This window comes from Lentzea sp. NPDC055074 (genome assembly GCF_053608005.1).
Map to the genome: position 1 here is coordinate 69,512 of NZ_JBSGUQ010000020.1, position 24,063 is coordinate 93,574.

Below are 24,063 nucleotides of genomic sequence, written 5' to 3' on the forward strand. Positions count from 1 at the left end.
GTCGGCATGAGACGAGAACGCCTGGCGCTGGCGGTCCTGCTGATCGCGACCGGCGCGCTGTACCTGTGGCGGCTGGGGGACTCGGGCTGGGCCAACGCCTACTACTCCGCCGCCGCGCAGGCCGGTGCGGAGAGCTGGAAGGCGTGGTTCTTCGGTTCCTCGGACGCCTCGAACGCGATCACCGTGGACAAGACGCCCGCCTCGCTGTGGGTGATGGGCCTGTCCGCGCGGCTGTTCGGCGTCAACGCGTGGAGCATCCTGGTGCCGCAGGCGCTGATGGGCGTCGGCAGCGTCTGGCTGCTGTACGCGACGGTGCGCCGCTGGTTCTCCCCCGCCGCCGCGCTGATCTCCGGCGCCGTGCTCGCGCTGACGCCGGTGGCGGTGCTGATGTTCCGCTTCAACAACCCGGACGCGCTGCTCGTGCTGCTGCTGATCGCGGGTGCCTACTGCGTGACCCGCTCGGTCGAGAAGGCGAGCCCGTTCTGGCTCGCGCTCGCCGGCGTCGCGGTCGGGTTCGGCTTCCTCACCAAGATGCTGCAGGCGTTCCTGGTGCTGCCCGCGTTCGCGCTGGTCTACCTGATCGCCGCGCCCACCACGCTCGGCCGCAAGACCCTGCACCTCACCGGCGCGCTGGGCGCCATGATCATGGCGGGCGGCTGGTGGATCGCCGCCGTCGAACTGACGTCGGACCGGCCCTACGTCGGCGGCTCGCAGACGAACAGCGTGCTCGAGCTGACGTTGGGCTACAACGGTCTCGGCCGCCTCACCGGCGACGAGGTCGGCAGCGTGGGCGGCGGACGTGGCTGGGGCTCGGCGGGCTGGAGCCGTCTGCTGAGCGCGGAGATGGGCAGTCAGATCGCGTGGCTGCTGCCGGCCGCGGTGGTGCTGCTGGTCGCCGGGCTGTGGCTGACGAAGGGCCGCGCCCGCACCGCGCTCGCCCTGTGGGGTGGCTGGCTCGTCGTCACCGCCGGGGTGTTCAGCTTCATGAACGGCATCATCCACTCCTACTACACCGTGGCCCTGGCACCCGCGATCGCCGCCATCGTAGGCATCGCGGCCACCGAGCTCTGGGAGAAGCGCGCGGAACCTGTTGCGGCAGCGGTGCTCTCGGGCTCCGTCGCCTTGTCCGCACTCCAGTGCCACGTGCTGATCAACGAGTTCTCGACGCCCGTCGCGCTCCTCGTGCTCATGACGGGACTGATCGCGGCGGTCGGCCTGGTGCTGTCGCTGCGCTGGGCCATCCCGGTCGCACTCATCGCCGCGCTGCTCGGCCCCACCACGTACTCCTTCGCCACCGTCACCACCCCGCACACCGGCGCGCTGCCCGTCGCGGGTCCGTCGAACGGCCGGATGGGCGGCATGGGCGGCGGACTCCTCGACGCCACCACGCCCGACACCGAGGTCGTGACCCTGTTGCAGGACAACGCGGGCAGCTACAAGTGGGCCGCCGCGACCATCGGCTCCAACAACGCGGCCGGGCTCCAGCTCGCCAGCGGCCGGCCGGTCATGGCGCTCGGCGGCTTCAACGGCACCGATCCCGCGCCAACGCTGGAGCAGTTCCAGGAGCTGGTCCGAAATGGACAGATCCACTACTACGTCGCCGCCGGCCGGATGATGCAGGGCGAGACCGGCAGCGACGCCGCTCACGACATCGGCGCGTGGGTCGCCGAGAACCACACCGCGACCACCGTCGCCGGTACCACCCTCTACGAACTGGACGCGTCATGACCGCCACGCTCGCTCCCGCGCCCGTCGCGGCACCCCGGCCAAGGCAACGCCGAGACCCGAAGACGGTGCACCGCCTCGCTTTCCTGGGTCTGCTCGCGGCGACCGCCGTGCTGTACCTGTGGAACCTCACCGCGTCCGGCTACGGCAACGAGTTCTACGCGGCGGCGACGCAGGCCGCGTCGCAGAGCTGGAAGGCGTTGCTGTTCGGCTCGCTCGACCCCGGCAACACGATCACGGTCGACAAACCGCCCGCGTTCCTGTGGGTGAGCGGGCTGTTCGCGAAGCTCTTCGGGTTCTCCAGCTGGGCCGTGCTCGCCCCGCAGGCGCTGGAAGGCGTCGCGGCGGTAGGACTCCTGTACGCGACGGTGAAGCGCACCTCCGGCCCGCTCGCGGCGCTCTTCGCCGGCGCGGCCTTCGCCGTCACCCCGGTCGCCACGCTGATGTTCCGGTTCAACCTGCCGGACGCGCTGCTGGTGCTGCTGATGGTCGCGGCCGCGTACTGCACGGTGCGGGCGCTGGAGAACGCGAGCCCGCTGTGGCTGGCGCTCGCGGGCTCGGCGATCGGTTTCGCCTTCCTCACCAAGATGCTGCAGGCGTTCCTGGTGCTGCCCGCCCTCGCGCTGGCCTACCTGATCGCCGCGCCGACGTCCCCGCTCAAGCGCGTGCTGCACCTGCTCGGCGCCGGGGTCGCGGTCGTCGTCTCGGCCGGGTGGTTCATCGCGCTGGTCGAGCTGTGGCCCGCGGACAGCCGTCCCTACATCGGCGGTTCCACCAACAACTCGCTGTGGGAACTCGCCCTCGGCTACAACGGGCTCGGCCGCATCTTCGGCAGTGCGGGCGGCGGTCCCGGTGGTGGCGGAATGGGCGGCAACGGCAACATCGGATTCGGCGGGGAAACGGGGATCGGCCGGTTGTTCGGCGCCAGCATGGGGCCGGAGATCTCCTGGCTGCTGCTCGCCGCGCTGATCGGCCTGGCCGCCGGACTGTGGTTCCTGCGCCGCGCTCCCCGCACCGACCGCACGCGTGCGGCGCTGGTGGTCTGGGGCGGCTGGGTGCTCGTGAGCGGCGCGGTGTTCAGCTTCATGAGCGGCATCACGCACCCGTACTACACCGTCGCCCTGGCACCCGCGATCGCCGCGGTGGCAGGCATCGCGGGCAGCGAGCTGTGGCGCGGCCGCGCCCACTTCCCGGTCCGGACGTCCCTGACGGCGATGGTCGCGGCGACCGGCGTGTGGGGCTTCATCCTGCTCGACCGCACCCCGGACTGGACGCCGTGGCTGCGCTGGGTCCTGCTGGCCGTCACCGCGGTCGCCGTGCTCGCGCTGGTGTTCGGCCTCGACCGGCGCTGGCTCGCCGCCGTCCTGGTCGTGGTGGCACTGCTCGGCACCTCCGGCTACGCGCTCGCGACCGCGGCCACCACGCACAGCGGCTCGATCCCGTTGTCCGGCCCGCGTTCCCAGCAGGGCGGCGGCGCGGGCATGCGCGAGGGTTCGTCGTCCACGGAGGTCGTGCAGCTGCTCAAGGCCACCTCCACCGAGTGGGCGGCGGCCACGGGCGGCGCCCAGGGCGCGGCGTCGCTGCAGCTGGCGTCCGGCCGGCCGGTGATCGCGATCGGCGGCTGGAACGGCAGCGATCCCGCGCCGACGCTCGACGAGTTCAAGGCGCTCGTCGCGGCCGGAAAGGTGCACTACTACGTCGAAGGCGGCCGGGGTGGCGGCCCCGGCGGCGGCAGCAGCGACATCGGCGAGTGGGTCGCGGCGAACTTCACCGCCACGACGGTCGGCGGGCAGACGCTCTACGACCTCACCGCGGGCTGAGCGTCCGGGGCGGCGGCCGGGAACACCTCGGCCGCCGTCTCCTCGCTCCACAGCAGGGGCAGCAGGTCCGCGCCCCGCCGCACCAGCCACGGAACACCCTTGAGCATCAGCCACGCCACGTGGTGCCACACCGTCAGCTCGCGCCCGCCGGAGCACTCCAGGCTGACCTCGTCGAACCGGTGCCCCAGCGCCCGCAGCTCCGCGGCGAACGCCCGCGCCAGCATGCGGTGCCCGCGCTCCGACGGGTGCAGCCGGTCGACCGCCCACGTCTCCAGCTCGTAGGCACCGGGCATCGTGTGCAGGTCGACGCACCGGACCCCGTGCCGCGCCACCACGACGTCGACCACGCGGTTGTACTCGTCGATGCGCTCCTTCAGCACCCGCCGCATCCTGCCGGGCAGCTTGAACACCCGGCCCTGGTCGTGGAAGCGCACGGTAACCACGGACACCCCGGCGGCCGTCAGCTCGCGGCAGACGTGGTCGAGGTCCTCGTGCATCCGCCGCACGGAGAAGTCCGACCGCAGCGTGTCGTTCACACCGGCGATGACCACGGCGACGCTTGGCCCGTCCCGCAATGCCCGCGGCAGCTGGGTGCGCCGGACGTCCGCCAGCCGCGCACCGGAGACGGCGTAGTTGCGATAACCGTTGTCCGAGTAGGCGGACGAGAGGATCGGGCCGAAGCCGCGCCATCCGCCGGGCACGAGGTCGCCGATCCCGACCGCTGTCGAGTCACCGAGTAACACCAGCACGCGAAACAGCATCAGCGGGCCCGGTGATGCGGGCGTGACCGTGCGGGAACGGTTCAGCGAAATGCTGGGTAAAGCGGGAGTTCGAGCACCTCGGGGCCGTAACGGTCGACCAGTGCCCCGATCACCGCGTCGGCGTGCGACGCGACCGTCTTCTCACCGAGCATCAGCGCGTCCGAGCGCAACCGGACCCACCGGCCCGTCAGCACGACGCTGCGCGGCGGCGCGTTGTCCGCCGTCGGCATGGGCTTCGACAGGGCACGCCACGTCGCGAGCCACACCCACAGCAGCTGGGCCTCCAGCAGCCGCGGTAAGAGCACCGCGTCGTCGTCCATCTCGGGCCACACCGACCCGACCTCCGCGCGCCAGGCGGCGACCATGGCCTCGGACATCCCCGGCGGCAGGCCCCACCCGCACCAGCAGGACGGGAACGGCACGCGCAGCGCGGCCGCGTCGAACACGATGTCGCGGACGCAGCCGCCCTCGAAGTCGACGAACCGCACCCCGCGCGAGGTGACCAGGTGGTTGTCCGGGCACGACGTCGACGGGCTGAACGCGCGCCGCCGCGAGGTGCTGAACGCCTTCGCGGCCCCGGCGGCGAACTCGGTGGCCTGCGAGGAGGTGGCGATGCCCAGGGTGGACTCGAGCAGCCCGGGTAAGCCGGCGATCGCCGCGTGCACGTCGACCGCGATCGGGTCCTGGCAGCACTGCGCACCGGCCCGGCGCATCAGCGCGTCGAAGTCCGCGTCACGGCCCGCCGTCGTGGCGTGCAGGCGACCCATGGCGTGCGCCCACGAGAGCAGACCTCGTTCGGCCGCGCGCGCGTCCTTGGCGTGCAGCTTCTCGGAGAGCCTCGGCGCCCGGCCCAGGTCCTCCAGCACGACCAGGCGCGACGCCGCGTCGTGCGCGAAGAGCTCGGGTGTGGCGCGTTCCTCGGCCGGCAGCGCCGTCAGCAGCTGGTGGCTCACGGCCTCGTGCGCCCACGGGTCGCGGTCGCCGGTCCCGGCGGGATAGCGCTTCACGACCAAGGTGCGCGGCATCGAGAAAGGTGAGGACGCCACTCTCACGCGAATGACGACGGAACGACCGGTCCCCCCGAGAGCCTCGGGGTCCGCGAGACGCACCTGTGCGCCCAGTCGCCTGGTCAGTACCCGCTCAGCCGCCCCGACAGCGTCTGCGATCTCAGGTGAAGTCGTGTCGGGAGGGCCCGCGGTGATCTCCACGCTCATCCCCTCCGACCCTACTCCCCAAGTCCGTGAGCCGGACCGACGCTAATCGGGCCGGGCTGCGACCACCACCACTCGTTGATAACGGCTCGCGCGGTTCCCGGACACCCCTCCGACGTGTGGACGTGTGAAAACACCTTCCGTTGCCCCTTACGTGCCGATCAAGCCGATCGATCGGCACGCACACCTCAATACCGATCAAGTAGCTGCTCGATCGGGCGAACCGGTCTCATGTTCTGGGACGCGCGGAGGCAACCCGTGGGTTGCCTCCGCTCGGAAGAAAGATCGTCAGGCCTTCTGCTCGGCCTTCTCGGACCCCTTCTCGGCGCCCTTCTCCTGGGGCTTGGCGTCCACACCGGCCTCCTTGCGCTGCAGCGCGGTGATGGGGGCCGGAGCCGCCGTCAGCGGGTCGTAGCCGCCACCCGACTTCGGGAACGCGATGACCTCGCGGATCGAGTCGGCGCCCGCGAGCAGCATGCAGAGGCGGTCCCAGCCCAGCGCGATGCCACCGTGGGGCGGGGCGCCGAACTTGAACGCGTCGAGCAGGAAGCCGAACTTCTCCTGCGCCTCCTCGGCACCGATGCCCATGACGTTGAACGCGCGCTGCTGCACGTCGGCGCGGTGGATACGGATCGAGCCACCGCCGAGCTCGTTGCCGTTGAGGATCACGTCGTAGGCGTAGGCCAGCGCCTCGCCCGGGTTCTCCTCGAAGGTGTCGATCCACTCCGGGGTCGGCGAGGTGAACGCGTGGTGCAGCGCCGTCCAGTTGCTGCCGCCGACCGCGACGTCGCCTGCCTCGAGCTTGTCGACCGACTCGAACATCGGGAAGTCGACGACCCAGCCGAACGCCCAGGCGTTCTCGTCGATCAGGCCGACGCGGTGCGCGATCTCGACACGCGCCGCGCCGAGCAGGGCACGCGCGTCACGCGGGTCGCCCGCGCCGAAGAAGATGCAGTCGCCCGCGTTGGCGCCGACGGCCTTCGCGAGACCCTCGCGCTCGGTGTCGGTGAGGTTCTTCGCGACCGGGCCGCCCAGCGTGCCGTCCTCCTGGATCAGCACGTACGCGAGACCCTTGTGGCCGCGCTGCTTGGCGAACTCCTGCCACGCGTCGAGCGTGCGGCGCGGCTGCGAGGCGCCACCCGGCATGACGACGGCACCGACGTACGGCGCCTGGAACACGCGGAACGTCGTGTCCTTGAAGTACTCGGTGAGGTCGGTGAGCTCCAGCTCGAAGCGCAGGTCGGGCTTGTCCGAGCCGTACTTGGCCATCGCGTCGGCGTAGGAGATCCGGCGGAAGGGCACCGGGATGTCGATGCCCTTGGTCTCCTTCCAGATCGCGGCGAGCAGCTTCTCGGTCAGGGCGATCACGTCGTCCTGCTCGACGAAGCTCATCTCGACGTCGAGCTGGGTGAACTCCGGCTGGCGGTCGGCGCGGAAGTCCTCGTCGCGGTAGCAGCGCGCGATCTGGTAGTACCGCTCCAGGCCACCGACCATGAGCAGCTGCTTGAACAGCTGCGGCGACTGCGGCAGCGCGTACCAGGAGCCGGGACGCAACCGCGCCGGCACCAGGAAGTCACGCGCGCCCTCGGGCGTGGACCGAGTCAGCGTGGGCGTCTCGACCTCGACGAACTTCTCGCCGTGCAGCACCTCGCGGGCGATGCGGCTGACCTCGCTGCGCAGCCGGATGGCCTGCGCGGGGCCGCTGCGGCGCAGGTCGAGGTAGCGGTGCTTGAGGCGGGCCTCCTCGCCCGGCTCCACGTCGCTCTCGACCTGGAACGGCAGCGGCGCGGCCTCGTTGAGGACCTCGAGCTCGCTGACGTAGACCTCGATGGCGCCGGTGGCCAGGTCGGGGTTCTCGCTGCCCTCGGGACGCGCGCTCACGTCGCCGGTGACCTTGATGACGTACTCGCTGCGCAGCCGGTGCGCGCGCTCCGCCATCTCGCCCTCGCGGAAGACGACCTGGGCGACACCGGAGGCGTCGCGGAGGTCGATGAAGATGACACCGCCGTGATCCCGCCGGCGGGCGACCCACCCGGTGAGGGTGACGGACTGCCCGGCGTGCTCGGCCCGGAGTGATCCGGCCTCGTGCGTGCGCAACACGGTGGTGGCTCCTTGTAGACGAAGTCAGCTTTGCCGTCAAGGCTAGCCGGAGCCACCGACAGATTTTCAGGCAGGGCTTTCCGGCCGCGGAGATGATCTCCCGAGCACCGGTTCCGCCTTCGCCCACGCCGCGTGCCAGCCGGGGTCGACCTGCTCGGCGTCGCCCCACTCCGCGATCCGGTGGAGCAGGTCGAGCACTCGTGCCCGCGGTGCCGGCTCCAGCGACGGCAGCACCTCGACCAGGAACGGCAGCACCGCCGTGGCGGCACCGCACACGAACCCGCCCTCCTCGTGCACGGTCCGGTCCAGGTCGGTGATGGCCCGCGCGACCACCTCGGGATCGTCCGACAGCAACGCCCTGACGTGGCCCGGCGTGTCCAGCGCGGGCCCGTAGGCGTGGTCGATCGAGTGCCAGGCGACGTCGTCCAGGCCCTCCAGCACCGGTCTCACCCCAGGTCCAGCAGCACGGACGTGGCGAGCGTCGAGACCTTCTGCCCCAACGACGTCACGGAGTGGTCGTGCACCCTCTCCGCGACGAGGTCCCGGTACTCGCGAGCCCGCGCGACGCCGACCAGCCACACCGCGAACGCCCGCAACCGGACGTCGGGGTCGGCGATCCACACCGGCACGTACGGCACGACCAGGCCGGCGTCGGTGGTGTCGCGTTCGAAGAGCCGGCGCAGGTAGTCGAGCGCCTCCGTCCGCCACGGCAGCACGTCGACCAGCGCCAGCACGAGGTCCATGCCCTCGAAGTCCTTGGGCCCCACCAGCCAGAGCACGTGCTCCAGCACCTCGTCGTAGCCCATCTCGAACGACCCGGTGGCGAGGAACAGCTCCAGGTTCCCGGTCAGCCCGCGCAGGATCACCCCGGAGTCGGGCCGGGTCGCCGCGGACACCAGCAGCCGCGACAACGGTTCGTCGTCCGGCACGTCCAGCTCCCGCAGCCACGAGACCGCGGCCTCGTCGCCCCGCCCGGCGAACTCCGTCGCGACGAGCACGAGGCACAGCCGCGTGGCCGGGTCCGTCTCCTCCTCCCACCGCAGCGTCAGGGCGGGCAGCACCGGCGCGCTGTCCCCGCGCCCCTTCCCGAGCACGAACAGCACGCCCCGGCGCACGCCCGCGGAGCTGTGGCCGAGCAGGGCGAGCAGGGCGGGTTTCGAGGCCTCGAACGCGGGTGGCCAGCTCGGGTGGACGCCGTCCGAGCCGCTGCCCCCGGCGACCGCGATCGCGCCGCAGAGGTTCTCGAGGAGCCACTCGCGGCTGGGCGTGTTGTCGTGGGCGACCAGCTCCAGCAGGAACGGCCACGCCGCCGCGGTCGCCTCGCTGACCTCCGACTCCTCGCCGGTGAGCAGGCCCACGAGCTCCTCGTGGGGCTCGACGGAGGTCCGGGCCTGCTTCAGCAGACGGGGAAGCTCGTCGGCGTACCCGTCGTGCCCGCGCAACCGGTACCAGTCGATCTTCCTCAGAGCCTCCACCACGGGTCGGATCATTCCATCTGTCCGAGCACCGACGAAGCCACGGCCGAGATCCTCAGAGCCGGCGAGATCAGGGTGCCGTCGTACACCGCCTCGGCGACGAGGTGCCGATGTTCCCGGGCGTTCGAGACACCCACCAGCCACAGCGCGAAGTGGCGCAACCGGACGTCGGGATCGGACATCCACTCCGGCACGTGGGGCAGGAGCCGTTCCCTCCACTCGGCACGACCACCCAGGAAGGCGAGCGCCTCCGTCCGCCACGACGGTTCCCGCACCAGCGCCAGCACGAGGTCGAGCTCCCGCAGGGACTTGTCCCGCACCAGCCAGAACAGGTGGTGCAGCACGCCCTCCCAGCCCAGGTCGAACAGCTCGCACTCCACCAGCACCGACAGGTTCCCGTTCAGCCCGCGCAGGATCACCTCGGGGTCCGGCCGTGTCGCGGCGGACACGAACATCCGCGCCTCCGGCTCGTCCGCGGGGACCGGCAGTGCCCGCAGCCACTCCGTCACGGCCTCGTCGCCGTGTCCGGCGAAGTGCGTGGCGGTGACCACGACGTACAGCCGCGTGGCCGGATCGGTCTCGGCCTCCCACCGCCGCGTCAAGGCCGGCAGCACCGGCTCGCTGTCCCCACGGCCCTGCGAGAGCACGAACAACGCGGCCTGCCGCACGCCGGCCGAGTCGTCGTCGAGCAGTGCCAGCAGCGCGGGCTTCGCGGCCTCCCAGGCGGGCGGCCAGCTCGGGTGGACGCCGTGGCCCTGGCTCCCCGCGGCGACGGCGATGCTGCCGCACGTGTACTCCATGAGCCACTCCCGCCGGGGAGTGTCCTCGCAGGCCACGAGTTCCAGCAGGAACGGCCACGCCGCGGCGGCCGCCTCGGGGACGTCGAACTCGTCGGTGACCAGGTGCCGGGTCAGCTCGTCCTGGGCATCGGCGGCGCTCCGAACCCGCAGCAGCAACGCGGGAACCTCACCCGCGTACCCCTGCCGGCCCCGCAGTTCGTCCCAGCCGACCTGCCTCAGACCCTCCAGCACGGACCCGAGAATAGACAAAAGGCCGCGACCGGAGTCGCGGCCTTCGCCTCAGTGCTCAGCTCACGCGGTGGGCGCGAGGTACAGCAGGCGGTTCGGCGAACCGGTGCCCGGGTTCGTCACCTTCGACGGCGTCGACTGCCCGATCAGGTACGAGGCGACCTGGGCCGGCGTGGCGGACGCGTTCGTCGAGAGGTAGCGAGCGGCGGCACCCGCGACGTGCGGGGTGGCCATCGACGTGCCCGAGATGGTGCTGGTGGCGGTGTCGGAGGTGCTCCAGGACGACGTGATGTCGCGGCCCGGGGCGAAGATGTCGAGCACCGAGCCGTAGTTCGAGAACGACGAGCGGGCGTCGTTGCGGTCGGTGGAGCCGACCGTGATCGCCTCGGTCACGCGGGCCGGGGAGAAGCCGGACGCGTTGGCGTTGGAGTTGCCGGCCGCGACCGCGAAGGTCACGCCCTTGGCGACGGCGTTGCGCACGGCGGTGTCGAGGGTGGCGTTGGCGCCACCACCGAGCGAGAGGTTGGCGACGGCGGGCTTGACGGCGTTGGCGCCCACCCAGTCGATGCCGGCCGCGACGCCCGCGAGGGTGCCGGAGCCGTTGTTGTCGAGCACGCGGACGGCGACGATCCTCGCGGCCTTCGCGACGCCGTACTGCGAGCCCGCGATGGTGCCGGCGACGTGCGTGCCGTGGCCGTTGCCGTCCTGGGCGACGTTGTCGTTGTCCACGAAGTCACGGCCGTTGGCGGCGCGGCCACCGAAGGTCGAGTGGCTGATGCGGACACCGGTGTCGATGACGTAGGCCGTCACGCCGGAGCCGGTCGAGGTGTAGCTGTAGGAGCTGTTGAGCGGCAGGTTGCGCTGGTCGATGCGGTCGAGACCCCACGACGGCGGGTTCGTCTGCGTCGCCTGCGTGTGGACGACCTGGTCGGCCTCCACGAACTCCACCGACGGGTCGGCGGCCAGGCGCTTGGCCTGCTTCTCCGTGAGCTTCACGTTGAAGCCGCCGAAGGTCTTGTACTCGCGCTCGACCGTGCCGCCGAAGCGGGAAGCGAGGGCGTGCCCGTTCGCCTTGCCTTCCTTCAGCTTCACGATGAAGCTGCCGGCGATCTTCTCCGGAGCGTTGAGCGACAGCACCTCGCCTTCCGCTGCGGAGGCGTTGGGCACCATCAGAACCGACATGGCGAGAGTCGCCGCGCCGGCACCGGCCAGGAACCGGATCTTTCGCGTCATGATTGCTTTCCGTTCTTTGCAGGGGAACGAAGCGCTTTCGACGTTATGGAGAGATCCGGTTCCTGCCAAGGGTGTCTTACGGATTAAGACGCGCTTGCATTGCCGGACAATTCACCTTTCACAGGGATGGCGGCCAGTAGAGGATACGAGTGACGGGTGGCGTGCCCGGAGTGCCCGTGGTAACCAGCGCGCGCTCGACCTGCGCGGGCGTGGCCGCGCGGTTCCGTTCCAGGAAGCGGGCCGCGACACCGGCCGCATGTGGTGCGGCCATTGAGGTTCCGCTCAGCGTGTTGGTCGCCGAGTCCGAAGTGTTCCAGGCGGAGGGGATGCTCACGCCCGGCGCCCAGATGTCCACCAGCGGCCCGAAGTTCGACGAGGAGGCCTTGGTGTCGTTCTGCGTCAACGCACCCACGCAGATCGCCTGCGAAACCCGTTGTGGCGACGAGTTTCCCGGGTCGGTGTTGCTGCCGCCCGCTGCGAGGGTGTACGAAACACCGGAGTCGATCGACTTCTTCACAGCGGTGTCCAGCGCCGCGGAGGCACTGCCGCCCAACGACATGTTCGCGACCGCGGGCTTCACGGCGTTGCGCGTCACCCAGTCGACCCCGGCGATGACCCCGGAGATCGTGCCGGAACCCGACCCGTTGAGCACGCGCACGCCCCACACCGTCGCCTGCTTCGCGACGCCGTACTTGGCTCCCGCCGCGATCCCGGCGACGTGCGTGCCGTGCCCGTTGTCGTCCTGCGCGACGGCGTCGTTGTCGACGGTGTCCCAGCCGTTGCGCGCCCGGCCGCCGAAGTCCGCGTGCGTCACGCGGAGCCCGGTGTCGATCACGTAGATGTTCACGCCGCGGCCGGTGGTCGTGTACTCGTAGCGCTGGTCGAGCGGCAACGCGCGCTGGTCGACCCGGTCCAGGCCCCACGGCGGGTCGAGCTGGACGCCGTGGGCGTGCACGATCCCGTCGCGCTCCACGGAGGACACGTTCGGGTCGGCCTTCAGCGACCTCACCTGGGCCGCGGTGAGCCGGGCGCTGAAACCGTTGAGGACACTGGTGTACCGGTGCTCGACGGCACCGCTGAACGACGAGACGGCTCCGTCCCGGAGCACGACGACGTACGACGACGTGGCCGCGGACGCCGGGGCGACCACGACCGTTGCCGCGAGGGCGGCGACTGCCAGCAGGGCTCTCACAGGCAGACTTCCTTTCAGGTGCAGGGGTTCTGTTCCGGGCAGGGCGAACGGCCCCGGCTCACGAGAGGAACCGGGGCCGCACGTCACATCAGGGGCCGCGCTCAGCTGGTCGGCGGCCAGTGCAGGAGCCTCGTGGTCGTGCCGGCGCCGGGGTTGGTCACCTTGCCGTTGGTGGCGTTGGAGGTGATCGCGGTCGCCACCTGGGCGGGCGTCACGTTCCGGTTGCCCTGCAGGTAGCGGGCCACCACACCGGCGACGTGCGGCGACGCCATCGAGGTGCCCGAGATGGTGTTCGTGGCCGTGTCACTGGTGTGCCACGCGGACGTGATGCCGCCACCCGGCGCGAACACGTCGACACCGGCGCCGTAGTTCGAGAACGACGACCGCGCGTCGGTGCGCTCGGTCGAGCCGACGGTCAGGGCCGCCGCGACCCGGGCCGGGGAGAAGCCCGACGCGTTGGCGTTGGAGTTGCCCGCCGCGACGGCGAACGTCACGCCTCGCGTGATCGCGCCCTGCACGGCGTTGTCGAGCGAGGTGTTGGCGCCACCGCCCAGGGACATGTTGGCGACGGCGGGCTTGACGTGGTTGTTCGCCACCCAGTCGACGCCCGCGACGACACCGGCGATGGTGCCGGAGCCCGAGTTGTTCAGCACGCGGACGGCGATGATGTTCGCCTGCTTCGCGACACCGTGCAGCGTGCCCGCGACGGTGCCGGCCACGTGCGTGCCGTGCCCGTTGCCGTCCTGCGCGATCGCGTCGTTGTCCACGAGGTCGCGGCCGTTGCGCGCACGGCCACCGAAGTCGCTGTGCGTGATGCGGACGCCGGTGTCGATGATGTAGGCGTTCACGCCGGAGCCGGTGCTGTTGTAGGTGTAGCGCTGGTCGAGCGGCAGGTTGCGCTGGTCGATGCGGTCGAGCCCCCACGACGGCGGGTTGACCTGCGTGGCCTGGATGCTGACGACCTGGTCGCGTTCCACGTACTCGACCGAGGGGTCGGCGGCGAGTCTGCGCGCCTGCGCGTCGCTCATCTTCACCGAGAAGCCCTGGAAGACCGTGCTGTAGACGTGTCCCACCTGGCCGCCGAAGCGGGAACCGAGAGTCTGCGCGCTCGCGGTGACCCCGCCCTCCTTCAGCTTCACGATGAAGCTCCCGGCGATGTTCTCACCGGGCGAGACGCGGATCTCGCCCACCGCGGCGGTGGCCGGTGCCGCGAAGGCGGCGATCATGACAGCCGAGCCCAGCAGAGTTGCGGTCTTGCGCATTGTGCGGTCCTGTTCGTCGCAGGGATGCTGCAGGAACCTCAATCGGACTATTGGCGGCGTAATAGTCCCGAGATCTGAACCTGCCGAGTTCGCAACCCGGACAAAACCGCCGATCGGCTGTACCGCGTCCCCTTTGCTGCCGATAGCCTTCCCAGCTTGACTCCGTGAAACGGAGGAGTGGATGCTCACGATTTACCCACCGCGCGAGGAGCTCGCCGATCTTCTCGTGACGGGCCCGTTCGCGGACGCGTTGCGCGTCGCGATCCAGGTGCGGGGACTCAGTCTCGAACGGCTGCAGCACCGCCTGAAGGTGCGGGGAGCACCGATCAGCGTGACGGCGCTGAGCTACTGGCAGTCGGGTCGCCGCAGACCCGAGCGCCCGGAGTCGATGATGGCCCTGGCGCACCTCGAGGACGTGCTCGGACTGCCCGCGACGGCGTTGAGCCGCCTGCTGGGCCCTCCCAGACCCCGTGGCCGTTCCCGCAGGCGGGAGCAGTCGGCGCGGGCACCGTGGGACGGTTCCGGGCTCGTGCTCACCGCCCAGCACGACCGGGTCGACGTCGCGCCCTGCGGCGGTGTGCGCGGCGTCCGGTCACGCCAGGTCATGCGGGCGAGCACCGCCAATGTGGACCGTTGGATCCTCTGCCAGGAAACGGGTTCCGCGCAGCCCGCGCTCACCGCGGTCCGTTCCTGCCGGGTCGGCCGGATCGCGCGCGAACGCACGAACGGCGTTCTCGTCGCCGAGATCCTGTTCGACGAACCGATCTCCTCCGGCGAGTCGATCGCGATCGAGTACGAATTGATCTATCCACATCCGACGGTCGAGCACACGCATTTCCGGCGTTTCGGGGAGCGCGTCCACGACTACGTGCTGGAGATCAAGTTCCAGGGCTCACCGGAGCACTGCGAGCAATTCTCGTCCGGCCCGGCCGGCGCGGAGATGCCCGGCGGAACGCGCGCGGCCCCCGTGGACGAGGGTGGCTACGCGCACGCCGCCGCGCTCGACTTCGGCCCCGGCCTCTACGGCATGCGCTGGACGGTCGCCGCGAACGCCCCGGGGTCGTCCACCCAGGGGAAGTGACCGGCACCGGGCTGCACGACCAGCGTCGCGCGCGGGAAGAGGCCGGCGTACTCCCGCGCGCGGTCCGGCGGCAGCGACACGTCCAGCTCACCGGCGACCAGAAGTGTTGGCACGTCGAGCTTCTGGACCTCCTCGCGCACCTTCGCGGGGTCGAACCCGGCGTCCTTGTAGTACTCCATGGCGGCCTTGGGGTGGCGCGGGTGTGCCTCCACCGCACGCGCGGCGTCGTCCCAGCGGCCGTGGAGGAACGGCGTGATCTTCGCGAACGCCTCGGGCGTCGGCCGGCCCGCCCACATCTCCTCGAACCCCGCGATCGCCTCGGCGTACCAAGGTTCTCCGCTGCGCCGCAGGGCGATCTCGCGGCGGTCGTCGTCGGCGACGTCGATGCCCACCACGAACGGGCTGGGCGCGACGAGCACGAGTTCCTCGACCCGTTCCGGGTGGCGCGTGGCGTAGAGGACCGCGAGCGTGCCTCCCGCGGAGTGGCCGAGCAGCCGGATCCGGTCGAGCCCGAGGTGCCGGCGTAGCGCGTCGACGTCGCCCACCTGGTCGTCGACTCCGTACGCGGTCGCCTCGTCCGAGTCTCCCGTGCCGCGCAGGTCCAGCCGGATCACGTCGTCGAGCGGCAGCCCGCCCAGGTACGACGAGTCCTGCATCGGCCCGCCCGGCAGGCAGATCAGCGGGTTCTCGGCCTCACCGTGGTAGGCGAGGCCGAGCCCGTCCGCGTTTCTGAAAGTCCCCATGCCCGCAGTGTGTCAGTAGCTGCGCGGCAACTTCAGCGAGTTCTGCGCGACGAAGTTGAGCACCATCTCGCGCGACACCGGCGCGATGCGGGACAGGCGCGACGACGCGAGCATCGACGCGAGGCCGTACTCGCGGCTCAGCCCGTTGCCTCCGTGGATCTGGATCGCCTGGTCGACGGCCGCGGCGATGGCCTCGCCCGCCGCGTACTTGGCCATGTTCGCGGCCTCTCCCGCCTCCTTGTCGCGGCCGGAGTCGTAGAGCGCGGCGGCCTTCTGCGTCATCAGCCGGGCGAGCTCGACCTCGACGTGGACCTTCGCCAGCGGGTGCGCGAGCCCCTGGTGGGCGCCGATCGGGGTGTCCCAGACCGTGCGCTCCTTCGCGTACTTCACGGCCTTGCTGATCGCGAGCCGCGCCGACCCGGTCCCCATGCTCGCGCCCATGATCCGTTCGGGGTTGAGCCCGGCGAAGACCTGCAGCAGTCCCTGGTCCGGCGAGCCGACGACGGCGCCGGACGGCAGCCGGACGTCGTCGAAGAACAGCGTGAACTGCTTCTCCGGCATGAACAGGTCCATGTCGATCTCCTGCCAGGTGAAGCCCTCGGCGTTCGTCGGGACGACGACGAGCACGGGACCGGTCTCCTGGATGGCGACGACGAGCACGGCGTCGACCTCGTCGACGCCGGAGATGTAGGTCTTGCCGCCCTTCAGCACCCAGTCGTCGCCGTCGCGGCGCACGTTCGTGCGGAGCTTGTGCGAGTTCGACCCGGCGTCCGGCTCGGTGATCGCGAAGGCCATCTTCAGCGTGCCGTCCGCGAAACCGGGCAGCCACTTCGACTTCTGCTCCTCGGTGCCGAACCGCGCGATCACCGTCGCGCAGATCGCGGGCGAGACCACCATGAGCAGCAACGGGCATCCCGCCGCCGCCAGCTCCTCGCACACCGCCGCGAGATCGCCGATGCCGCCGCCACCGCCGCCGTACTCCTCGGGCACGGCCACGCCGAGGTAGCCGAGCTTGCCGGCCTCCTCCCACAGTTCGGTGGTCTTCTCCCCCGCCCTGGCCTTGGCGGTGAAGTACTCGTGCCCGTACTTGGCACCGAACTCGGAGACCGCCCTGCGCAGCGCGATCCGCTCTTCGGACTCGACGAAGCTCACGATTCCTCCACTACGGCCAGGACGTCTCCGGCGTTGACCTGTTGTGCCTGCTCGACAAGGAGTTCGGTGACGGTGCCCGCGGTGGTCGCGAGCACGCGGTGTTCCATCTTCATGGCCTCCAGCACCAGCAGTTCGGCACCGGTCTCGACCACGTCGCCCCGCGCAACGCTGACCCTCACGACCGTGCCCGGCATCGGCGCGACGGTCGCCCCCGGCGCGAGCTTCGTCTCGGGTTCGGGGAAGCGCGGCACGACCTTCAACGTGACCGACCCGCGCGGCGAGTCGACCTCGACCAGGTCGCCGTAGCGGGCGACGTGGAACGGGGTGCGCACGCCCTCCAGGTCCAGCACGACCACGCCGGGAGCCGCCTGCCGAGGGTCGTACTCGACCTCGACGAGCTCCTCGCCGAACAGGAACCGCGCCTTCGGCTGCTGCGACCGCACGTTGCGCCAGCCGAGCGGCAGCGTCCCGATCCTGCGGGTGGCGGCGGACGCGAGGGCCGCCGCGAGCGCAAACGGTTGCGGGTCAACGGTCCTGGTGAGGTCGTGCTCGGCCAGGAACCCGGTGTGCGTGTCCCCGTCGAGGAAAGCGTCGTGGCCGAGGACGTCCACGAGCAGCTGACGGTTCGTGACGAGACCGTGGATCTGAGCGCTCTCCAGCGCCGTCGCGAGCTTGCGGGCGGCGGCACGGCGCGTCGGCGCGTACGCGATCACCTTGGCCAGCATCGGGTCGTAGTGCACGGACACCACGGAGCCGTCCTCGACACCGCTGTCCAGCCGGACGTCGCCGGGCACGTGGAACCGGTGCAGCACACCGCTCGCCGGCCGCCAGTCGTGCGCGGGGTCCTCCGCGTAGAGGCGCACCTCGATCGCGTGCCCGCGCGGTTCCGGCACCTCGGCGGGAAGCCTGGCCCCCTCGGCGATCCGCAGCTGCCACTCGACCAGGTCCACGCCGTGGACGAGCTCGGTGACCGGGTGCTCGACCTGCAGGCGCGTGTTGACCTCCAGGAAGTGGAAGTCCTCGCCCTTCAGCATGAACTCGACGGTGCCCGCGCCGACGTACCCGATCGACTCGGCCGCCGCCGTCGCCGCCGCGAACAGGCGCTGGCGGACGTCGTCGGTCACCGCGGGGCTGGGCGACTCCTCGACGATCTTCTGGTGCCGCCGCTGGATCGAGCACTCGCGTTCGCCGAGCGCCCAGACCGTGCCGTGCGCGTCGGCGAGGATCTGCACCTCGACGTGCCGCGCCCGCTCCAGCAGCGGCTCGCAGAACACCGTCGGGTCGCCGAACGCCGACTCGGCCTCGCGCCGCGCACTCGCCAGCGCGTCCGCGAACTCGCCCTTCTCCCGCACGATCCGCATGCCACGGCCGCCACCACCGGCCGACGCCTTGATCAGCACCGGGAAGTCGGTGACCGTCTCGGGGTCCAGCTCCGGCAACGTGGGCACGCCCGCCGCGGCCATCCGCTTCTTCGCGGCGACCTTGGAGCCCATCGCCTCGATCGAGTCCGGTTCCGGCCCGACCCACGTCAGTCCGGCGGCCTGCACGCGACGCGCGAACTCGGCGTTCTCGCTCAAGAATCCGTAACCGGGGTGCACAGCGTCCGCACCCGCCCGCACCGCCGCCTCGACCAGCAGATCGGCACGCAGGTAGGTCTCGGACGGTGACGCACCCGGCAGCCGGACCGCGAAGTCGGCCTCCCGGACGTGCGGGGAGTCCGCGTCGGGGTCGGAGAACACCGCCACGGTCCGGATGCCCTGGGCCTGGCACGTGCGGATGATCCGGCGGGCGATCTCGCCGCGGTTGGCGATCAACAACGTCTTGATCATGGCGCTCACATCCGGAAGACGCCGAAGCCGTCGGCGCCCTTGATCGGTCCGCTGTGGACAGCGGAGAGGCAGAGGGCGAGCACGGTCCTGGTGTCGCGCGGGTCGATCACGCCGTCGTCGTAGAGCTTCCCCGACAGGAACGGTGCGAGCGACTGCTCCTCGATCTGCGCCTCCACCATCTTGCGCATGGCGGCGTCGTGCTCCTCGTTGTACTCCTGCCCCTTCGCCATCGCGGCCTGCCGTCCGACGATCGACAGCACACCGGCGAGCTGCGCGGGGCCCATCACGGCCGACTTGGCGTTGGGCCAGGTGAAGAGGAAGCGCGGGTCGTACGCCCGGCCGCACATGCCGTAGTTGCCGGCACCGTACGACGCGCCCATCGTGATCGTCAGGTGCGGCACGCGGCTGTTCGACACGGCGTTGATCATCATCGAGCCGTGCTTGACGATGCCGCCCTGCTCGTACTGGGCGCCGACCATGTACCCGGTGGTGTTCTGCAGGAACACCAGGGGCGTGTCGCTGGAGTTCGCGAGCTGGATGAACTGCGTGGCCTTCTGCGACTCCTCGCTGAACAGCACGCCGCGCGCGTTGGCGAGGATGCCGACCGGGTAGCCGTGGATGCGCGCCCACCCGGTGACGAGGCTGCTGCCGTACAACGGCTTGAACTCGTCGAACTGCGACCCGTCGACGAGCCGCGCGATGACGTCCCGCGGGTCGAACGGCACGCGCTGGTCCTCGGACACGACGTCGAGGATGCTCTCGGCGTCGAACAGCGGTTCCTCGACCGCGGCCGGCTCCGGCCCGAGCTTGCGCCAGTTCAGCCGCGCGACGACCCGGCGGGCGAGCCGGATCGCGTCGGTCTCGTCCTCGGCCACGAAGTCCGCGAGCCCGGACGTGGCGCCGTGCATGGTCGCGCCGCCCAGCGACTCGTCGTCCGCGTCCTCGCCGGTCGCCATCTTGACCAGCGGCGGACCACCGAGGAACACCTTGGAGCGGTCCTTGATCATGATCACGTAGTCGGACATGCCCGGCACGTACGCGCCACCGGCCGTCGCGTTGCCGAACACGGCGGTGACCGTGGGAATCCCCGCGGCGGACAACCGCGTGAGATCGCGGAACGCCCGCCCGCCCGGGATGAAGATCTCGCTCTGCGTCGGCAGGTCGGCGCCACCCGACTCGACCAGGCTGACCAGCGGAAGCCGGTTCTGCAACGCGATGTCGTTGGCCCGCAACGACTTGCGCAGCGTGTACGGGTTCGACGAGCCACCGCGCACCGTCGGGTCGTTCGCGACGATCACGCACTCGACGCCCTCGATCCGCCCGATGCCCGTGACGACCGACGCGCCGACCGGGAAGTCGGTGCCCCAGGCGGCCAGCGGCGACAGCTCCAGGAACGGGCTGTCCTCGTCGATCAGCAGCTCGACCCGTTCGCGGGCGAGCAGCTTGCCGCGCTTGTGGTGCCGTTCGACGTACTTCGGCCCCCCGCCCGCGAGAGCCTTGGCGTGTTCGGCGTCGAGTCCCGCGATCTTCGCGAGCAGCGCCTCCCTGTTGCCCATCAGGCGAACCCCAATCGTCGTGCCGCGAGCTCGGTCATCACTTCACTCGCCCCGCCCCCGATGCCGAGGATGCGGGCGTCCCGGTAGTGACGCTCCACTTCGGACTCCCGCATGTACCCCATGCCGCCGTGCAGCTGCACCGCCTCGTCGACCACCTCGGCGCAGGCGTCCACGGCCGCGTTCTTCGCGAAGCAGACCTCGGTGACGCAGTCGTCGCCGCGCTGGATCCGCGCGGCGACCTCCCGCGTGTAGGTCCGGGCCAGGTCGATCTTCTGCGCCATCGCGGCGAGCTTGTGCCGCACCACCTGGTTCTTGATCAGCGGCCTGCCGAACGTCTCGCGGTTGCGCGTCCACTCGACGGTCAGGTCCAGCGCCCGTTGCGCCGTCGCGTAGGCCTCGACCGCCATCGTCACGCGTTCGACCTGGAACTGCCGCATGATCAGCGCGAAGCCCTGGTTCTCCTCGCCGACCAGGTTCGCCACCGGCACGCGCACCCCGTCGAAGTGCAGTTCGGCGGTGTCGCTGCAGTGCCAGCCCATCTTGTCGAGCCTGCGGCGGGTGAACCCGTCCTCGATCACCAGCAGCGAGATGCCCTGGTAGCCCTCGCCGCCGGTCCGCACCGCGGTCGTGACGAAGTCCGCCCGGCACCCGGAGGTGATGAACGTCTTCTCGCCGGTGACGACGTAGTGGTCACCGTCCCGCACGGCCTTGGTCCTGATGGCCGCGACGTCCGAGCCGGCGCCGGGCTCGGTGACGGCGAGGCTGCCGATCTTCTCGCCCCGGATCGCGGGCTTCGCGAACCGTTCGACCAGGTCGGCGTTCCCGCTCTGCCAGATGTGCGGGATCGCGATGCCGAGCGTGAACAGCGCCGCCATCACTCCGGACGACCCGCCGTTCTGGATGATCTCCTCGGTCAGCGCGACCGAGTCGAGCAGGTCCCCGTGCTCGAACCCGATGCCGAGCAGGTCCAGTTCCGCTGCCTTCTCGTGCAGCTCCCGCGGAATCTCACCGTCGCGCTCCCACTGGTCGAGGTGCGGCACGATCTCCCGGCGGGTGAAGTCGCGGACGAGCTGCCGCAGCTCCTTGCGCTCGTACAGGTCCTTCGTGATCACAGGAGCTCCTCGGGGATCTCTACTTCCCTCGCGCGCAACCACTCGCCCAGCGCCTTGGCCTGCGGGTCGAACCGCGTGCTGCTCGCCACGCCGTCGCCGAGCAGGCCGTGCAGCACGAAGTTGAGCGCCCGCAGGTTCGGCAGCTCGTACCGGCTGACCTCACCGGCCTCCGGCAGCAGCTCCTTCAGCTTCTCCACCGTGAGAAAACCGTTGAGCCACTCGAAAGCCTCGTCGGACCGAACCCACACACCGAGGTTCGCGTCCCCGCCCTTGTCGCCGCTGCGCGCGCCGGCGATCGTTCCCAACGGTCGCCTCACAGCAACACCGCCTTCGCGCTGACCTCGTCGCGGGGCACGTACGCCGCCTTGTACACGCCGAACGGCGTCCCGTCCGAAGGTGGTGCCGTCACGTGGAAACCGGGATAGCTCGCCAGCGCCAGCTCGATCGCGGCCCGGCTGAACCCCTTGGCCCGCTTCGGGTCCGTCGTCTTGATCGTGACGTGCAGCAACGCGCTGGCCTGCTCCTCGGTCACCGCGTCGGCCTGGTCGGTCCGCGCCAGCGTCCAGGTCAGCCCCTCGTCACCGATGGCCTCCCGCAGCTGCCGCCGCACCAGCTCCGCCTTCGCCTCGACGTCCAGTCCGGTGAGGACGAACGTCGTCGAGTTCCTGAACCCGCCCAACGTGTTCAGGCAGACCTTCAGCGTGTCCGGCGGCGGAGAGCCCTTCACCCCGCTGATCCCGACCCCGCGCTCGTGCCCGGACAGCCGGATCGTGTCGAAGTGCGTGGTGACGTCCGGCCCCAGGTACTCCGGCGCCCCGATCTCGTACAACAGCTGTGCCGTCACGGTGTCGACGGTGACCGCGCCTCCCGTGCCCTCGTGCTTGGTGATCAGCGACGACCCGTCCTCGTCGATCTCCGCGATCGGGAACCCGGGCCGTGTCACGTCGAGCTCGGTGAAGAACGAGTAGTTCCCGCCCGTGGCCTGCGTCCCGCACTCCAGCACGTGCCCGGCGACCGTGGCGCCGGCCAGCCGGTCCCAGTCGTCGCGCGCCCAGCCGAAGTGCGCCGCGGCGGGCCCGACCACGAGACTCGCGTCGGTGACCCGCCCGGTCACGACGACCTGCGCGCCCTGCCGCAGGCAGTCCGCGATCTCCCACGCGCCGAGATAGGCGTTGGCGGTCAGCGCCTCCGGGAACCGCTCCTTCAGATCGTCCCCGGTGACGTACCCGACCTTCGCGTCGAGCTTGCGCGCCAGGCCCTCGGGGTTCAGCCCTCCGGCGTTGACCACGATCTTCACGCCCTGGTCGAGCGCGAGCGCGAGACAGTCCTCCATCTGCCGCAGGAACGTCTTCGCGTACCCCAGCGACGAGTCCTTCATCCGGTCCCGCCCGAGGATCAGCATCGTCAGCTCGGCCAGGTAGTCCCCGGTCAGGACGTCCAGCTGCCCGCCTTCCAGCTGCTCCCGCATCGCGGACAGCCGGTCGCCGTAGAACCCGGACGCGTTGCCGATCCGGATCATCGGCCGCCTCCGGGTGGCCCCGCGAACGCCTGCGCGATCGGCACCCACTCCTCCGCGACCGGCCCGACGGCCTCGATCGCGAGCACCTTGCGGTTGCGCCGCTGCGTCACCAGCCACGCGAAGTCCAGCGCGGGCCCCGAAACCCGGTTCTCCGCGTCCTCCGGCCCCCACGTCCAGACCTCGCCACCGGGCCCGGTCAGCTCGACCCGCACCTCGTCGGCCGGCACCGCCAGCCCGTTGAGCAGGAACGCGAACCCCATCGTCCGCACACCGATGTGGCACACGTGCTTCAAGCGCGCGGTCGGCTCCCGCACCACGCCCAGCGCGTCCGCGACGTCCTGCCCGTGCGCCCAGGTCTCCATGATCCGCGCGGTGACCATCGACGCCGGGCTCATCGGCGGCCCGAACCAGACGATCTTCCCCGACGCCCGCGCGAGGTGCTCCTGCAGCGCGGAACGCCCGTCCCGCCACAGTTCCAGCAGGTCCGGCAGCACGGCCGCCTCGGCCGCTGTCCGGTCCACCACGTCGGCCGTCAGCGGTTGCGCCTGGAACGCCTCGGGGTCGGTGATCGCGAGGACCGCCGCCTTGTCCGTCCACATGAGATGGCCGATCTGGTGCCCGACCGTCCAGCCCTCCGCGGGCGTGGGGACACTCCAGTCGGCTCCGTCGACGATCGCGTCGAGGTCCCGCGACTCGGCGTCGAGGTCGGCCAGCAGTTCCGTGATCACAGCTGTTCCTCCAGCATCCGCGCCCAGTAGCGCACGACGTGCGCCCGGCGCTTGGTGTCGTCGGCGAGCTGGTTGGCGAGCGCCAGCCCGCGCACAAGATCAAGGGTTGCCTGCACGGCGTCCTTCACACCCGGCTTCGCGTCGTCGACCTCCAGCAGCTCCAGCGCCAGCCCGTACACCTCGCGGCCGAGCCGCGCCTGCAGCTCCAGCACCTGCTCGCGCAGCTCGGGATCGGTGCGCGCGGCCACCCACAGCTCGAGGGCCGCGGTGAACAGGTCGCTGGCGTGGAAGTCCGCGATCAGCTCGACCACGGCGTGCGTGCTCTTCTCGGCGGTCTGCGCGCGCTGCTTGAGCACCTCGACGCTCTCCGCGCCCACGTGCTCCACGGCCGCGGCGACCAGCTCACCGCGCGTGCGGAAGTGGTGCAGCTGTGCGCCGCGCGACACCCCGGCGCGTTCGGCCACCTCGGTCGTCGTGGTGCCTGACCAGCCCCGCTCCACCAGGCACTCGACGGTCGCCTCCATCAGCTTGCGCTT

The 24,063-nt window shown here is 70.9% G+C and carries 19 protein-coding genes and 1 pseudogene; 3 read left to right on the plus strand and 17 right to left on the minus strand.

Annotation, left to right across the window (positions count from 1 at the left end):
* Positions 1–6 precede the first annotated feature (6 nt).
* Together ACWF7A_RS34990 and ACWF7A_RS34995 are read left to right on the plus strand one after the other, a co-directional pair.
* Positions 7–1,728 carry an ArnT family glycosyltransferase gene (locus tag ACWF7A_RS34990; RefSeq protein WP_452254790.1) on the plus strand — a complete coding sequence of 574 codons (1,722 nt, stop codon included), beginning with the start codon at positions 7–9 and terminating at the stop codon, positions 1,726–1,728.
* Complete coding sequence (locus tag ACWF7A_RS34995) at positions 1,725–3,545, plus strand: ArnT family glycosyltransferase (protein WP_452254791.1); 1,821 nt, start codon at positions 1,725–1,727, stop codon at positions 3,543–3,545. Before ACWF7A_RS34990 ends, ACWF7A_RS34995 begins: the two co-directional genes overlap by 4 nt.
* Here ACWF7A_RS34995 and ACWF7A_RS35000 read toward each other — a convergent pair.
* The 9 genes from ACWF7A_RS35000 to ACWF7A_RS35040 form a co-directional block, all read right to left on the minus strand.
* On the minus strand, positions 3,524–4,294 hold the full coding sequence (locus ACWF7A_RS35000; RefSeq protein ID WP_452254792.1) for an SGNH/GDSL hydrolase family protein: 771 nt from the start codon (positions 4,292–4,294) through the stop codon (positions 3,524–3,526). The genes ACWF7A_RS34995 and ACWF7A_RS35000 overlap by 22 nt on opposite strands.
* Positions 4,295–4,347: 53 nt before the next feature.
* The gene (locus ACWF7A_RS35005; RefSeq protein WP_452254793.1) at positions 4,348–5,331 is read right to left on the minus strand and encodes a hypothetical protein; all 984 of its coding nucleotides are present in this window, start codon (positions 5,329–5,331) and stop codon (positions 4,348–4,350) included.
* Positions 5,332–5,805: 474 nt separating this feature from the next.
* A complete protein-coding gene (gene aspS, locus ACWF7A_RS35010; protein WP_452254794.1) occupies positions 5,806–7,617 on the minus strand; it encodes an aspartate--tRNA ligase in 1,812 nt (603 codons plus the stop codon).
* A gap of 66 nt (positions 7,618–7,683) precedes the next feature.
* On the minus strand, positions 7,684–8,058 hold the full coding sequence (locus ACWF7A_RS35015) for a hypothetical protein (RefSeq protein WP_452254795.1): 375 nt from the start codon (positions 8,056–8,058) through the stop codon (positions 7,684–7,686).
* A gap of 5 nt (positions 8,059–8,063) precedes the next feature.
* Positions 8,064–9,095: a hypothetical protein gene (locus ACWF7A_RS35020; protein ID WP_452254796.1), complete on the minus strand. Its 1,032-nt coding sequence runs from the start codon at positions 9,093–9,095 to the stop codon at positions 8,064–8,066.
* 8 nt (positions 9,096–9,103) lie between these two features.
* A complete protein-coding gene (locus ACWF7A_RS35025; RefSeq protein WP_452254797.1) occupies positions 9,104–10,123 on the minus strand; it encodes a hypothetical protein in 1,020 nt (339 codons plus the stop codon).
* Between the two features lie 60 nt (positions 10,124–10,183).
* Positions 10,184–11,353 carry a S8 family peptidase gene (locus ACWF7A_RS35030; RefSeq protein ID WP_452254798.1) on the minus strand — a complete coding sequence of 390 codons (1,170 nt, stop codon included), beginning with the start codon at positions 11,351–11,353 and terminating at the stop codon, positions 10,184–10,186.
* Positions 11,354–11,471: 118 nt separating this feature from the next.
* A complete protein-coding gene (locus ACWF7A_RS35035) occupies positions 11,472–12,545 on the minus strand; it encodes a S8 family peptidase (protein ID WP_452254799.1) in 1,074 nt (357 codons plus the stop codon).
* 101 nt (positions 12,546–12,646) lie between these two features.
* Positions 12,647–13,807: a S8 family peptidase gene (locus ACWF7A_RS35040; protein ID WP_452254800.1), complete on the minus strand. Its 1,161-nt coding sequence runs from the start codon at positions 13,805–13,807 to the stop codon at positions 12,647–12,649.
* A gap of 181 nt (positions 13,808–13,988) precedes the next feature.
* Here ACWF7A_RS35040 and ACWF7A_RS35045 point away from each other — a divergent pair, with 181 nt between their 5' ends.
* Positions 13,989–14,888 carry a hypothetical protein gene (locus ACWF7A_RS35045; protein WP_452254801.1) on the plus strand — a complete coding sequence of 300 codons (900 nt, stop codon included), beginning with the start codon at positions 13,989–13,991 and terminating at the stop codon, positions 14,886–14,888.
* On the opposite strand, the gene ACWF7A_RS35050 is transcribed toward ACWF7A_RS35045, so the two are convergent.
* The 8 genes and pseudogenes from ACWF7A_RS35050 to ACWF7A_RS35085 all read right to left on the minus strand — a co-directional run bounded on the left by ACWF7A_RS35050 (position 14,828) and on the right by ACWF7A_RS35085 (position 24,051).
* Entirely contained in the window at positions 14,828–15,631 is an 804-nt protein-coding gene (locus ACWF7A_RS35050; protein ID WP_452254802.1) for an alpha/beta fold hydrolase, read from the minus strand. The two genes, ACWF7A_RS35045 and ACWF7A_RS35050, sit on opposite strands and share 61 nt — an antisense overlap.
* A gap of 12 nt (positions 15,632–15,643) precedes the next feature.
* Positions 15,644–16,783, minus strand: a complete 1,140-nt coding sequence (locus tag ACWF7A_RS35055; RefSeq protein ID WP_452254803.1) for an acyl-CoA dehydrogenase family protein — start codon at positions 16,781–16,783, stop codon at positions 15,644–15,646.
* On the minus strand, positions 16,780–18,612 hold the full coding sequence (locus tag ACWF7A_RS35060; protein ID WP_452254804.1) for an ATP-binding protein: 1,833 nt from the start codon (positions 18,610–18,612) through the stop codon (positions 16,780–16,782). Before ACWF7A_RS35060 ends, ACWF7A_RS35055 begins: the two co-directional genes overlap by 4 nt.
* A 5-nt stretch (positions 18,613–18,617) precedes the next feature.
* Positions 18,618–20,168, minus strand: a complete 1,551-nt coding sequence (locus ACWF7A_RS35065) for an acyl-CoA carboxylase subunit beta (RefSeq protein WP_452254805.1) — start codon at positions 20,166–20,168, stop codon at positions 18,618–18,620.
* On the minus strand, positions 20,168–21,280 hold the full coding sequence (locus tag ACWF7A_RS35070) for an acyl-CoA dehydrogenase family protein (RefSeq protein ID WP_452254806.1): 1,113 nt from the start codon (positions 21,278–21,280) through the stop codon (positions 20,168–20,170). The genes ACWF7A_RS35065 and ACWF7A_RS35070 overlap by 1 nt, the downstream gene beginning before the upstream one ends.
* Positions 21,277–22,799 (minus strand): annotated as a pseudogene (locus ACWF7A_RS35075) (acyclic terpene utilization AtuA family protein). Before ACWF7A_RS35075 ends, ACWF7A_RS35070 begins: the two are co-directional and overlap by 4 nt.
* On the minus strand, positions 22,796–23,527 hold the full coding sequence (locus tag ACWF7A_RS35080; protein ID WP_452254807.1) for a TIGR03084 family metal-binding protein: 732 nt from the start codon (positions 23,525–23,527) through the stop codon (positions 22,796–22,798). Before ACWF7A_RS35080 ends, ACWF7A_RS35075 begins: the two are co-directional and overlap by 4 nt.
* Positions 23,524–24,051, minus strand: coding sequence for a TetR/AcrR family transcriptional regulator (locus ACWF7A_RS35085; RefSeq protein WP_452254883.1), 528 nt, complete (start codon positions 24,049–24,051; stop codon positions 23,524–23,526). The genes ACWF7A_RS35080 and ACWF7A_RS35085 overlap by 4 nt, the downstream gene beginning before the upstream one ends.
* Between the last annotated feature and the right edge of the window lie 12 nt (positions 24,052–24,063).